Raw genomic sequence first — 13952 nt, 5'->3', positions numbered from 1 at the left:
ATTACAGGCTCCCTTCCGCTAATTTACAGCGTACAGCATGATGAATGCCATGCTGCCTGACTGGTTTTAACAAAGGCTTTGTATTGTGGCAAATGTCCTGCGCGGCATGGCACCGGCCCGCAAAGCGGCATCCTTCTGGCAGATCTAATAAATTCGGCGGCTCTCCTTTGATTTGCCATAATGGTTTTTTCCCCTGATTATCATCAAAGATCCAATCAAGATTCGGAATACATTTTATTAAGCTTTGTGTATACGGATGCTGCGGATGGAAAATCACCTCCTCAGTGGCTCCTTTCTCAACGATTTGCCCCGCATACATGACCGCTACTGTGTCAGCAATCCGGGAGACTACACCAAAATCATGCGTGATGATCAAAATTGCGGTTCCAAATTTCCGATTGATTTCCTGGAATAGATCAAGCACCTGAAGCTGTACGGTTGGATCGAGGGCCGATGTCGGTTCATCAGCAATAATCAAGTCAGGATCACAGGCTAGAGACATGGCGATCACCACCCTTTGCCTTAATCCCCCGCTTAATTGGTGCGGATAGGACTGAAAGACCCGTTCTGGCTCCTCCACACCCATTTGCTCTAACAAAGAAAGAGCCTTTTTCTTTGCTGACCTTTTGTCTGTGCTAGTTTTCGCGAGCATGATTTCTACGATTTGCTTCCCTACCCGGTAGGAAGGATCCAGGGAGGTCATGGCATTTTGAGCAACAAGGGAAATTTTCTTCCCCCTGATTTCCTGCATGTCCTTTTCTCCAATCTGAATCAGATCCTCCCCTTCTACTTCTACTCTCCCCGAGTAGCTCTCCAAAAGCGTGTCAGGCAAAAGCTGCAATATAGAAGTAATGGTCATCGTTTTTCCTGAACCCGATTCTCCGACAATCGCGAGAATTTCTCCTTTTTTCATGGTCAGGTTAACATCTTCAAGAACGGTCAGTACCCCATCCGGCGTGCGGATCTTCGTAGACAGGTTTTCAATTACTAACAGGTTGTCTTCCTTAACGGCTGACTGGACATTCATCTAACCACCCCTTCCTTCTTCCTCGACAGGACCAGCTATTATTAAGCTGCATTCCGGGCCATTTCATTTCTTCTTTTCTTCTTTTCTTTTACTTTTGAACGCTCATGAGGATCCAGAGCATTTCTGATGCCGTCGCCAATCATGCTGAAGGCAAAAGACAAAATCAGAATAGCAATTCCCGGGATGAAGGTGACATAGGCATGCCCCTGCATTAAGACTTTGCTTCCGTCGCTCGCCATTCTTCCCCAGTCTGCCGCCGGGGGCTGAACACCAAGGCCGATGAAGCTTAAACCGGCAACCGTTACAATCGTCACGCCTGCCAAAGTAGTCCCATAAGCGATTAATGAGGGCAGGACATTGGGAACAATCTGTTTAAACATAATTTCCAAATCGCTGATTCCAAATGCTTTCGCAGCTTCCACATACTCCTTCTGGCTTTCCTGAAGCGTATCAGTGTACACGACGCGGGTCATATACGGAACCCGGACAATAATCATAGCGATAATTACATTAAGCAGACCAGGTCCTAAGATGGCTGCAATGGCGATGGCCAGCAGCACAGCCGGAAAAGCAAAGAATACATCCATCAGACGCATGATCGCACTTCCGATAAACCCTTGAAAGTATCCGGCCGTTATACCCAGAACTACACTGACAGCCGCTGCAATAATGATGGGAATGACAGCAGAGATAAGCGAGTTTTGCGTACCAAAAATCACCCGGCTTAATATATCCCGTCCCTGCTGATCCGTACCGAGCAGATGCCCTTCAGAACCAGGAGGCATCAGCCGGGAGCTCCCCTCTGCTACTGTATTTGGATCATACGGAGCAATCCATGAAGCAAAAAGGGCAAGTCCGAGAGATAAAAGAATGATCAGCGCTCCGGCAACCGCTACCTTATCACTTAAAAATGCCCTCCAGGATAACATCCATTTATTCGCCATCTTCTCCCTCCTATCGTGCCTTAATGGCATCTTGTAATTTAGGGCTCAGCCATACATTTATTAAATCCACCGCCAGATTCACAATGACAAACGTCAAGGCAATCAGCAGAATTCCAGCCTGAATCGTCGTATAATCATTGGATGTGACCGCCACATACAGCGCCTGGCCAATCCCCGGCCAGTTAAACACGACTTCACTGAATAGTGCGCCGCCCATAATGTATCCCACTTGCAGTCCGGAAATATTGATGATTGGAGGCAGCGAGTTTCTCATTACATGGACAAGGTTGATCTTCGATTTTGATAGACCAAATGAATGGAAGTATTTCACGTAATCCTTCTGCAGCACATCGATAACCGTGCTTCTCGTCAGCCTTGCGATGACTGCAAGAGAAACGGTAGCCGTAGCAAAGGCTGGAAGCACTAGGTGATGAAGCAGATCCGGCATTCCTCCCGGGTTCCGCATATTATACATTCCGCTGACAGGGAACCATTGGGTCTGAATGGAAAATAGCCACATGAGCATTAAGGCAATCCAGAATACCGGCATGCTTGCCCCTACTAAAGCCATGGCCATGCTTGCTTTGTCGACAAACTTTCCTTTTCGCAAAGCACTGATCAGGCCGAGTGCAACACCGAGAATAATACAAATCAGAAGACTCGCCACAGTCAAGATCAAGCTATTGATAAAGCGCGGCGCCAGTTCCTCAATAATCGGAGTATGGAGAGTGTATGAGTAGCCCAAATCCCCTTTTAACAGCTGGGACATCCAGGAGCCATATTGAACGAGCAGCGGGTCATTTAAGCCCAGTTCATTTCTAAGCGACTCTACCGCTTGCGGGGTTGCATCGCCGCCAAGAATGGATTTGGCGGGATCGCCGGGAATCAGCCTGATCAGCAGAAATACGACAATGGTTACCCCGAAAAGAACAGGGATGGTAGATAGAATTCTTGAAACAATGTATCGGAACATGAGCTCTCCTCCCAACTTATAGTCCGATCCCTCTAAAGGGATCAGACCTTTTTATATGGTTCACTGTACCCGGTTCAGTTCTCAACAGTTACATTTGTCAGTGAGTACCACTCCTCTGAAGGGACAATAAACCCTTTCACACGGGAGTTCACAACGTATGGCGCTGAATCATTGACAATCGGCGCAAAGGCAGCATCTTCCATGACAAGGCGTTCTGCTTCCTTCCATGTTTTATTAGCTTCCTCTTCATTGACCGAGGTAGAAGCTTGGTCCAGCAGAGCATCCAAGTCCTTATTGACATATTTACCGGAGTTGAAGCCGCCCGGAGCCACAAATTCTGAATGAGCTACCATGGAAAGGAAATATGGCGAGGTCCGCCCTGAAGACATTTGGTTCATTCCAACATCGCTGTCCATTCCATCGCTATACTTAGAGTAATACGTAATCCATTCCTGAGTATCCAGCTTCAAATCGATCCCAATCTCTTTTAAGTCCCGCTGAATCCATTCAGCGATATCAACCGGCACTAGTTGTCCTGAACCGTCGACAGATGTTTGCAAGGTCGTTTGGAACCCATTTTCCAGTCCAGCCTCTTTCATCAGTTCCTTGGCTTTTTCAGGATCGTACTTGTACCATTTTTGTTCCGGATCAAAAACAGAGGATCCAGGAGAGAACATGGTGTAAGCAGGATGTACGGTGTCCTTCAGCAGTTCGCTGGCAATCCCTTCCCGATTGATCGCGTAATTAATCGCCTGTCTCACCTTTTCATTTTTCATATATTCATTGTCAAAATTGAATGTCAGATACCAGACATGCGGAGGTGTTCCTGAAACAACCTCAAACCCTTGCTCCTTCAGGTTTTCAATAGAATCTGCCGGCGGCACAGCAATAATATCGACTTCATCATTTTGGATGGCGAGAACCCTGCTGGCAGGATCAGACAATGGCCTGAAGATAACTTTATCCAGCTTGGCTTTTTCGCCCCAATAGTCATCATTCCGGACAATGGTAATGTTTTCGCCGCGTTTTCTGTCACTGAATTTAAATGGACCTGTTCCGACCGGGTTTTCTCCCATGCTGTCATTCCCATCTTTCTTGATGGCTTCCGGGCTTACAATCTGCAGGGAATTAACCTGTGCCAGCATTCTCGGGAATTCGGAGAAAGGCTTGCTCAGATGAATAGCAATCGTATAATCATCAATGATTTCACTGCTTTCGAAAAACTTCCATGTACGGAACGTTCGTCCCGCTCCTGTATTATCGTAGTATTCAAATTTCTCATCAGTCAGCCGCTTGATATTAAAGTCTACTGCCTCTGCATTAAAGTCTGTTCCGTCATGGAACTTTACACCTTCTCTTAAATGGAACGTATACGTTTTCCCATCCTCTGATACATCCCAGCTTTCTGCCAATACCGGAATAAGGTCCGGTACAGCTGCCTCATCCGATGATTTGCTCAAGTCCTCCCCGATCAAAGGTTCAAACATTTGATTGGTAATCCTCATTGTGACCCATCCGCCTGCCCGGTGGGGATCCAAGACATCCGCCTCTGATTCCATGCCAATGATTAACTCTCCTCCTTTTCCTCCCTTCCCTTCGCTTCCTCCGCTTGTACTCGTGCTGCATGCGGCAAGAAGCAAAAACAGACTCATCAGTAATATGAAAGACAGCAGTTTACGTTTCATCCTATTTCCCCCTATGGCTTATCGATTCATTACTATATTTGACTTGACTTGTTCCAGCATTTTCAATAAGGTGCCATACATCACATCCGTGCCTTCTGCTAAATCTTCATAAGAAGCAAATTCTGCCGGGTTATGGCTGATTCCGTCTTTGCATCTGACAAAAATCATCCCGTAATCACAGGCATAGGACATTAATAATGCATCATGGAAAGGCCCGCTCATCAGTTCAGGCGCTTCCAGTCCCTTCTCTTTGCATGAATCCTTTATGCAGTTTTTGATCCATGCCGAACAATAGCGCGGCTCCTCTCTGATTTCTTCTCTTATCTCTACTGATAAGTCTCTCTTCTCTGCTGTAATTTGGAGACATTCCCGAATTTGAGCTTCATACATATCCCTGCGATCTTGATCTATATCACGAAGATCGATCGTAAACTCCACTTGTTCCGGGATGACATTTCTGGAGTTAGGCTGGACCAATAGCTGCCCAACAGTGCCAACGGCAGGTACATCTGGATTTTGCCTGGCTATTTCATGAATGATAACGACCATTTCAGCTGCGCCTGCCAATGCATCCTGACGGCTGTTCATTGGAACAGATCCGGCATGTCCCGCAAATCCTTTCACAATGACGGTCAGCCATAATGGCCCTGAAATTCCTGAAACGACTCCCACAGGCTTATCCATTTTTTCCAGAATCGGTCCCTGTTCAATATGCAATTCAAGGTAAGCAGCCACCTGTCCGGGAGGGTATACGGATTCTGCTAATCGCTCGGGGTCACAGCCAAACGCCCTCAAAGCCTGTTCTCTTGTAATGCCTTCTTGATCTTCTTTGAACAGCTCCCCTTCCTCTAACCGGCCATTAATCCCTCTTGAACCAAATAAGCCTTTGTTAAATCTCCAGCCCTCTTCATCTGCAAAAGAGACAACCTCAATCGGCCTGTCAGGCACGACTCCGTTTTCCGTCAGCGCTGTGACCGTTTCAATCGCAGCCAAGACACCTGCCGTTCCGTCAAATCTTCCGCCATTTGGCTGTGAGTCAAGGTGAGAGCCAAGCATAATCACCGGTTTCTCCGGATTTTTGCCTTCCAATCGGCCGATTAAATTACCGAAATGATCGATTCTTACCTTCATCCCAGCTTCTTCCATCCAGCCGCCTGCTAATGTGAAAGCTTCTTTTTCAAGCTTTGACATCGTCGGACGGCATACTCCTGTCTCTCCAAATCTGCCAATCCTGCTCATTTGTTCAAAGTGATTTCTTAATCGATCCGCATTTATTCTCAACTTGACAGCCGCCTCCTCTACTTTGAATATGTCAGCAAAGAAATCATTGCGTTTGTTCCTTCACAAGCTTCTTTAAAAAGGGGTGAGCCCCCCAGAGAAATCTCCCGCCTTTCTGACAAACCATGAGATAATTCTTCACTTGATATAGAAAATTTTATAATAATATTCAGAATAATCAAACTTATTGTTAAATTATCTTACATAGAATATTTTTTCTTCCATCTTTTAGAAACAGTTTTCTTTTTCTTCTATACTAATGTTGAATGATTAAAAAGAGAAAGACCTGCTATAACAAAGGGTTTTTCTCTTCGGCCAAACCTTTAACAGCCCCGCTTTGAGCTTTCCTTAGAAAGATCCTTCCCAAATGATGCCTTGACCTAATGTCCAATCAATGTTAGTATTCTACTATTATTTTTCAAGCCTATTAAATGGCTTACAACCAAATAGCAAGCGATGAATGCTATGGATCACACTATAGCAGGAGCAGCTTCTGGAGAGACTGTACAATGTACAGCGCCGAAGGATTCACAATCTCAGGCAAAAGGACAGAAGGGTAACAAGAAGCAAATGTTATTCTTATCCTTTATGAGATTGGTATCAGCCAATCTCTTTTTTTATGTCAAAAAAACATACACGGGAGGCGGTTATTCTTTAACGAAATGCACTGGAAGAACAAGCATACTGAACAACTATGGAGGCGCAGGAAATTGGAATTAAAAAGAGAGTTAAAAAACCGCCATGTACAGCTCATTGCCATCGGCGGCACAATTGGAACCGGATTATTTTTAGGTTCCGGAAAAGCCATACATCTGGCAGGACCATCCATTATCTTTGCTTATATGATTATTGGGATTGCCTTATTTTTTGTGATGAGGGCATTGGGGGAACTGCTTTTATCCAACGCAGGCTACAAGTCCTTTACAGATTTTGCAGCCGAATACATGGGCCCTTGGGCAGGATTTGTGACCGGATGGACCTATTGGTTCTGCTGGATTATGACAGCTATGGCCGATATCATCGCAGTCGGCGTTTATATACAATACTGGTTTGACATTCCGCAGTGGGTGCCGGCCTTGGCCTGTCTCGTCATCCTGCTGGGGCTGAATTTATTGACGGTCAAGCTATTCGGAGAATTGGAATTTTGGTTTTCCCTTATTAAGGTTATCACGATTATCGCCTTGATTGTCATTGGCATAATCTTAATTATCATCGGGTTTCAAACCAATACAGGTACCGTGTCTCTCTCTAACCTTTGGAGTCATGGAGGTATGTTTCCGAATGGTATATCGGGATTCCTGCTTTCCTTCCAGCTGGTCGTTTTCTCCTTTGTCGGTGTCGAGCTGATCGGTGTTTCTGCAGCCGAAACCGCTGATCCCAGGAAAAACATTCCTTCGGCCATCAATAAGATTCCTGCCCGGATTTTACTGTTCTATGTAGGGGCCATTGCGGTCATCCTGACGGTCAATCCTTGGACAGAGCTGAATGAATCAAGCAGTCCGTTCGTTGAAGTCTTTGCTTTAATCGGTATCCCGGTAGCTGCAGGAATTATTAATTTTGTCGTCCTGACATCGGCCGCTTCTGCAGGAAACAGCGGATTATTTTCGACAAGCAGAATGCTGTATATGCTAAGCAGCCGTAAAGAAGCTCCAGTCTCCTTAAGCAGACTGAATCAAAATGCCGTGCCGTCCAATGCTCTTATTACGTCAGCGATTGTCGTTTCTGTCGGGGCATTGCTGAGCAAAGTGATTCCCGACCAGGCTTTTACAGTGGTGACCACCATCAGCGCCATCTGTTTCATCTGGGTATGGAGCATCATATTGATTTCCCATATCCGATACATGAAGCGGCGTCCTGAGCTAAGGGCTCAATCTGCCTTTAAAGCACCGCTTACGCCATTTATCAATTATGTTATTTTAGCCTTATTTCTCTTTATCCTGATTGTCATGCTGTTTGCGGAGGCCACCCGGCTTTCGTTACTGATGACGCCAATCTGGTTCCTGTTTTTAGGCTGGCTGTATAAATATAAGAGAAAAGCGAATGGATGTTTATAACAATCTTTATTTCCTTAGGATCGAGTTGGGATATAACACGAATCCCTATGGTACTAAATCTTATACACTTACTCTTCTCTCTATATAAAGGAGAATGATCAAGCAAAACAGCCCTTTCTTTTAGCTTTAACCGCTATTAAGAAAGGGCTACCTTACTTTCACCGCCATTTTTTAATTTTCTTTTATATTCCGCTCAATTTTCTCCGCCCATTTTTGAAAGTCTTTTAGATACACACTCATTCTTAATGAAATCCCTGATTCTGTCCCCATTTTAGAAGCAGCATGACCGCTATCTAGATTAAGAGGCTCTCTCGTTTTATTTCTCCTAATATGAAAATTGAGAGAGCCGGTTCCATTATAGAAATCTATTGAGCTCTGAATCAACATCCAAATGATTTAATTGATTCCTTAATATTTCCATATTCCATCTTCTTCATATGATTGCCTGCCTTTTATTTCTGCACTTACCAGAACTTTGCTTTGATCATAACTTACGTCTTTTAGGATAAACACTTTACCCCTCCGGTTTAGATATCATTTTGTCATTTTGTTTAGATGAAATTTTGTTTTACAGCTTTTAAGCTAAAAAGAAGTCTATAGAATCATAAGGAACAACGCCCTCATACCTTAACTCCCTATCGGTGTCATCGAAAAGCAGAATTATTCACCTTTAGATTAATCTCCCTTCGATATTCGTCTGTCTATTTAAAAATTTTGCTGAGATAATAAGCATTTTTATATACAATAAGAATCAGGTGCTATATAGTAGCTATATTTGCTAAAACTAACTGCATCATTATTTTTTGAGAACGGAGAGGTTCATTTGTGAGGATATTATACATTTTGTCTCTCGTGCCTTTCATAGGCATATTGGGGTTTCTCCCATTTGTAAATAAAGTGGAGCCCTACGTATTGGGAATGCCATTCTATATGTTCTGGATGGCCATGTGGGTCGTGCTCACTTCGGTCATTTTAGGAGTCATGTATAAGCTTGATCCAAGGAATCGGGACGGTGACGAGGGATGAACATTGCACTTATTATTATTTTAGGGTTTTTACTGGCAGCGATCTTCCTCGGAATCCGGGCGACCAAAGGGAAAGACATGAACCTGGAGCAATGGACGGTCGGCGGCCGCGGTTTCGGAGCGATCTTCGTCTTCTTGCTGATGGCCGGGGAAATTTATACGACCTTTTCTTTTCTTGGAGGGAGCGGATGGGCATACGGCAAAGGGGCTCCTGCCCTTTATGTTCTGATATATATCACATTATCGTATGTCCTGTCTTACTGGCTGCTTCCCGCCATATGGAAGTATGCGAAAGAACATCAGCTTGTCTCGCAATCTGATTTCTTTGTAAGCAAATATAAGAGTCCTGGATTGGGAATCCTGGCCGCGTTTGTCGGCGTCATCTCCATGATCCCCGTTATTGTCGTACAGCTGAAGGGGCTTGGCATCATTGTATCTGAAGCTTCTTATGGAGCTATTTCAATGAGTGCAGCCGTGTGGATGGGGGCTGTCAGTCTGACGATCTATGTGATGATTTCGGGTATTCACGGCTCCGCCTGGACGGCCGTTATCAAGGATATCATGATGATCATTGTCATTATGTTCTTAGGAATTTATTTGCCCTTTCATTATTATGGCGGCTATCAGCCCATGTTCGAAGCCATCCATGAAGCCCGGCCCGGATTCCTGACACTTCCTGATCAGGGACTGAGCGTATCCTGGTTTATCTCAACCGTCATATTGCTCGTATTTGGCTTCTATATGTGGCCGCAGGTGTTTGCTGCCACTTATTCCGCACGAAGCGGGAAGGTGTTCCGAAAGAACGCAATCATCAGCCCTTTATACACCTTGATGCTGCTGTTTGTCTTTTTTGTCGGGTTTGCGGCTATTTTGAAAGTGCCCGGACTGAAAGGTGCGGATGGCGACCTGTCATTATTAAGGCTGTCCATCGAAACGTTTGATCCGTGGTTCATCGGTGTTATTGGCGGGGCCGGCTTGCTGACCGCCCTTGTGCCGGGATCGATGCTGTTAATGAGCGTATCCAGTATGCTTGCAAAAAATGTCTATAAAGTATTCAGGCCGGAAGCGACCGATCGAAATGTCATGAGATTAGCTAAATGGCTTGTCCCTGCTGTTGCCCTTATTTCCGTCTATTTTACGTTAAATGGCAGTGACACGATGTCTAACTTAATTATCATGGGGTACAGCCTGATTACACAGCTGTTTCCTCCTCTGCTTTTCAGTTTGAAGAAGAACAATATCGTCAATAAATACGGCGCCGTCACCGGAATCATTTCGGGGCTCGCCGTTGTCACTTATATTACATTAAGCGGCACAACGATCGGCACCCTCTTCCCATCCTTGCCGCAGGCGGCGAAAGATTTGAATGTCGGCATCATTGCTTTAGCAGTCAACATCCTTGTCATGCTGGCCGTGAGCCTCCTTTTCAGGAAGAAAGCACAGCCTATAATAGAATAATTGCCGGAACAGCAGATACAAATCAAGAATTTGTATCTGCTGTTTTTTTATGCTTCAGAGAGCCTTCCGCCCTTTATTCTCCAAAGGACCTTTTTACTATTTTCTGTAAAATTAGTGTTTTTTTGTGTAACCAGGGGTAAAAGTTGACTATGAATCTATATTTTTATGCAGTCAAATTTAAAAGAAAGTTGGTGAGGAAAATGGGAGAGCTGCTTTCGATTAATGATTTATCCAACTCTCTGTGGGCAAGCGGCCACCAAATTCGAAAATGGATTTTACATCTGGACTTACCTGCTTTTCGGCGGAAAGTCGGGGACCGAACCTATTTATTCGTGGATTCAGAAGACTTTTGGAAATGGGGAAAGGACCATGTTACGTTAATTAAGCCGGAAACCATCACTCCCAACTCCATCCCCAATGAACCAGAATGGGTTCGTCAATACCGCACCAAAACTCTTCATGAAGACAGCCAATACAGCCGTATGAATGCCCGAAAAAGGAAAATTTGATAAGCAGATGACCCTTTGAACATGGATTGACTGCGAAAGAGCCCAAATTCCTTACATAGGAGTCTGGGCTTTTTATTAAACCATTATGAATCAGTATTCTTCCGTTCTTTAGCATGTTTTGATAGAAAAAGAGCGAAACATACACTTACAATAAGATAATAGATCGCGATAACGGATAAGAAATCTGGTAAAATGCGCCATGTATTATGTCTTTGGATCAGCACCCGCCATAAGACAAAGCTTATCATCAGCATAATGGGAAAAATAGAAAATATCCCCCGAAATAGACTCTTATTTTACTCATTCAATTCCCAGCTGTTTGTCCTATTTGATTGATATTGCTTAACTAACACAGTCCAAGTGCTTTCCGACAATGCATCTGCGGCTAACACTTTTTCCAGCTTTTCTTTATGATATCGATCAAAAAACTTCACTTGATTAACAAGAGCCACTGAAACCTGCTCGGGATCAGCCCCTTCTAAAACTAAGGCATCATTCGGCCTCACATATCCCTCTTTCAATACACGAAAAAGGAAACCAGTATAGCCGGTATCCCTCATTCGGACCGCCATATCCGGAACTTCATATTTTGCAGCGAGTTTATAACAGGGATTCCGGGGCTCTGAAACCTGTATAAGTGCTTCGCCCCAAGAGAAAACATCGCCGATATGGGCATTTTTTTCGGTTAATCCCTTCACTGTTATATTCTCTCCGAATAAGGCTGTTTCACTAAAGTTATGTAATAGCTCTTTCCAATATGCATAATAGTCATATGGATATAAACACACTGCTTTATCTTCTCCGCCGTGATGTTCATAGGCATGCTCATCATTTAATAATCCGGTTTTGCTCAGAAAGATAGGTTCCTGAACAGCTGTCTTCCTAATCGCCGATTCAAATGTTCTATTCCCGTAAGTAACAGTTTCCACTTTCCCTGCATTCAAAGATATCACTGGATACGTTTGTGTTCCCATGTGAACCCTCCTGTATGTATGGGTAATTTATTATCCATCGTATCATCAGATGGTTTTGTCCGAACCCCCCGGACAGGAGGGTTTGTATAAAAGACTCATATATAAGCTTTACATTTTCAAATCAGCCCCAATTAATTCGGTCCCATATGAGTTATCAATGACACATATCCATTGAAAAGTCGGAGTCCCTTTTATCTGCAGCTAACAGTGTCTGGGATAAAACTAAAGCCGTATCCCCCGCTTCTAAAATAATCATCTCTCCTTGTGCAGGTACAATACTGTTATTGAAATATTTTGCTATAACGATAAATGCTTTTTTGACTTTCTTCTTTTCCATGTGCAATCTTGCCAGGTTTTACAACTAATATTGCATCATCCGTATAGTAATCCATCAATCTATCAAAGTCTTCTCGCTGGATTGCAAGGTCACACTCTTTAATCATTTCCTTTAATTTGTGCTCCATATGCTCCTTATCATCTCTGCTTTACTGGTTATTCCCTAAAGGACTTCTGCATACGCCGAGACCTTTTATCATCATCTTCAGATTCACTAAAGGCGAGCCAGTGAATATTTGCTTTATCATCCTGGCCGCTTCTTCTTCTTCCGATCCAGTCAGAGCTTGATCCATCAGCAGTTTATGGAACCATGATTTAATCTCTTTTGGATAGACATTCCCTGAAATCGACGATAACCGGGTAAAGCCCAGCTCTATTTTCGCAGCCAAATCCATTTCTCCTCCTGCATAAAAAAAGAATGGATCATCCGGTATTTCTCTTCTCAACGTTATGACCCTTTCTTTCTCACCGGCTTCCTTTAACCCGATAACAAAGTCCAGCCGGCTTAACTGAATCATGCTTTCGATAGATAAATGGAAGCCCGTTCGCAGCGGATTATTATAAAGAATCGTCGGCTTTTCTGTCAGCTCGATTAGCTTTTCCGCATAGACCAAAGCCTCTGCCTGAGTCGGCAGCACATACGGCGGAAATCCGAGCAGAACACCGGCAATGTTTGTAGAACGAATCTGCTTGGCCAGTTCTTCTGCCTCTTTCTGTCTGATGGAAGACAGTCCGAAAATGATTTCCATATTGGTCATAAGTTCGTCTTCCGCTTCTAACGCCTGAAGGATTTCAAGCTTCTCGTTTAGTGTTAAGCTATGCTGCTCTCCGGTTGATCCGCAGACGAGCACAGACCGAACCCCTTGCCGGTACAGGTTTTTAATATGCTGTACCGTACCTTGGATATTCAGAGATTCATCTTCAAAAAAAGCCGTTGGAACGGCCACATGGAAATCTTCCTTTAGCACAAAAAATCCCCCTTCTATTAACGCCATAAGTTTCTCTCTTTCGTTCCATGCTTGATTCGGATATTCACATAAGACACACTTCCGCTTTCTATCGGATTCTCGATATTCGATACATCTATATCCGACTCGATTCTTACCGTTTTTCTTTCATGTCCGCTTAATTTCACCTGGTATGGACCATTTCTGTTTAAAAGAGAAACCATTGGTTCTCCGTCTTCTCCTTGGAAATTTTCATAAAACTCAAGAGTGAATGGCACATCGTCACTGCTGTAATTTTCGAAAGGAAGTTCACACTCACCATGAAGGGTTGCTTCATCAGTCTTTTCAAAATTACATTTACTCGAATTGCTTTTGTACGAAACAGCATAAATATCTGCAGCAATGGTTTTCTGAAATGCGCTCACTGCCATCGCAGGGCCAAAACTCGCCGCTATCACAGTAAGCACGACCGCTGCTGCATAGTACTTTTTAACCGATTTGGCGAGGAGAAATAAACATACAACCAATAGCATTCCTATGACTTGCAGCCCGTTACCCGTGTAAACAAGTACATTTAATACGGATAAGCCGGCATCTCCATGTATATTTTCATGGAATAAGTGAAAACTCAGCGCCATATATCCAACAAAAAAGAATATGGCAAGCACAAGCAGTTTTTTGTTTTTTATCATTCATATACATCCTGTTTCCTAATTAAAAAAATAGATTTTATTTCCATTTT

General features: G+C 43.9%; 12 protein-coding genes, 1 pseudogene and 1 riboswitch. Of the genes and pseudogenes, 4 read left to right on the top strand and 9 right to left on the bottom strand.

Annotation, left to right across the window (positions count from 1 at the left end):
• Position 1: 1 nt before the first annotated feature.
• From BQ4305_RS03260 to BQ4305_RS03240, 5 genes are all read right to left on the bottom strand, one after another.
• Positions 2 to 1027: an ABC transporter ATP-binding protein gene (locus BQ4305_RS03260; RefSeq protein ID WP_110926452.1), complete on the bottom strand. Its 1026-nt coding sequence runs from the start codon at positions 1025 to 1027 to the stop codon at positions 2 to 4.
• Positions 1028 to 1068: 41 nt separating this feature from the next.
• Positions 1069 to 1971: an ABC transporter permease gene (locus tag BQ4305_RS03255; protein WP_199880538.1), complete on the bottom strand. Its 903-nt coding sequence runs from the start codon at positions 1969 to 1971 to the stop codon at positions 1069 to 1071.
• A 10-nt stretch (positions 1972 to 1981) separates the two neighbouring features.
• Complete coding sequence (locus BQ4305_RS03250) at positions 1982 to 2944, bottom strand: ABC transporter permease (protein ID WP_110926451.1); 963 nt, start codon at positions 2942 to 2944, stop codon at positions 1982 to 1984.
• Positions 2945 to 3018: 74 nt separating this feature from the next.
• The gene (locus tag BQ4305_RS03245) at positions 3019 to 4629 is read right to left on the bottom strand and encodes an ABC transporter substrate-binding protein (RefSeq protein WP_110926450.1); all 1611 of its coding nucleotides are present in this window, start codon (positions 4627 to 4629) and stop codon (positions 3019 to 3021) included.
• A gap of 18 nt (positions 4630 to 4647) precedes the next feature.
• A complete protein-coding gene (locus tag BQ4305_RS03240) occupies positions 4648 to 5910 on the bottom strand; it encodes a Zn-dependent hydrolase (RefSeq protein ID WP_110926449.1) in 1263 nt (420 codons plus the stop codon).
• Positions 5911 to 6390: 480 nt separating this feature from the next.
• A riboswitch (glycine riboswitch) is annotated at positions 6391 to 6469 on the top strand.
• Between the two features lie 148 nt (positions 6470 to 6617).
• Between BQ4305_RS03240 and BQ4305_RS03235 the strand changes: the two genes are divergently transcribed.
• From BQ4305_RS03235 to BQ4305_RS03215, 4 genes are all read left to right on the top strand, one after another.
• A complete protein-coding gene (locus BQ4305_RS03235; protein ID WP_234396860.1) occupies positions 6618 to 7961 on the top strand; it encodes an amino acid permease in 1344 nt (447 codons plus the stop codon).
• An 825-nt stretch (positions 7962 to 8786) separates the two neighbouring features.
• Positions 8787 to 8987, top strand: a complete 201-nt coding sequence (locus BQ4305_RS03225; protein ID WP_110926446.1) for a DUF3311 domain-containing protein — start codon at positions 8787 to 8789, stop codon at positions 8985 to 8987.
• The gene (locus BQ4305_RS03220; protein WP_110926445.1) at positions 8984 to 10444 is read left to right on the top strand and encodes a sodium:solute symporter family protein; all 1461 of its coding nucleotides are present in this window, start codon (positions 8984 to 8986) and stop codon (positions 10442 to 10444) included. Before BQ4305_RS03225 ends, BQ4305_RS03220 begins: the two co-directional genes overlap by 4 nt.
• A gap of 143 nt (positions 10445 to 10587) precedes the next feature.
• Positions 10588 to 10953, top strand: coding sequence for a hypothetical protein (locus tag BQ4305_RS03215; RefSeq protein WP_199880537.1), 366 nt, complete (start codon positions 10588 to 10590; stop codon positions 10951 to 10953).
• Between the two features lie 296 nt (positions 10954 to 11249).
• Here BQ4305_RS03215 and BQ4305_RS03210 read toward each other — a convergent pair whose 3' ends face one another.
• The 4 genes and pseudogenes from BQ4305_RS03210 to BQ4305_RS03195 form a co-directional block, all read right to left on the bottom strand.
• Positions 11250 to 11927 (bottom strand): MOSC domain-containing protein, encoded by a 678-nt coding sequence (locus BQ4305_RS03210; RefSeq protein WP_110926443.1) that lies wholly within the window; start codon positions 11925 to 11927, stop codon positions 11250 to 11252.
• 108 nt (positions 11928 to 12035) lie between these two features.
• Positions 12036 to 12391 (bottom strand): annotated as a pseudogene (locus tag BQ4305_RS03205) (YybH family protein).
• Positions 12392 to 12412: 21 nt separating this feature from the next.
• Positions 12413 to 13231 carry a dihydrodipicolinate synthase family protein gene (locus BQ4305_RS03200; RefSeq protein WP_199880536.1) on the bottom strand — a complete coding sequence of 273 codons (819 nt, stop codon included), beginning with the start codon at positions 13229 to 13231 and terminating at the stop codon, positions 12413 to 12415.
• Between the two features lie 17 nt (positions 13232 to 13248).
• Positions 13249 to 13902, bottom strand: coding sequence for a hypothetical protein (locus BQ4305_RS03195; RefSeq protein WP_110926441.1), 654 nt, complete (start codon positions 13900 to 13902; stop codon positions 13249 to 13251).
• Positions 13903 to 13952 lie beyond the last annotated feature (50 nt).

Source organism: Bacillus massiliglaciei (assembly GCF_900098925.1).
Classification (GTDB): domain Bacteria; phylum Bacillota; class Bacilli; order Bacillales; family DSM-1321; genus Peribacillus; species Peribacillus massiliglaciei.
Note: the sequence above shows the minus strand (reverse complement) of the source record. Positions and strands in the feature narration are given on the sequence as shown.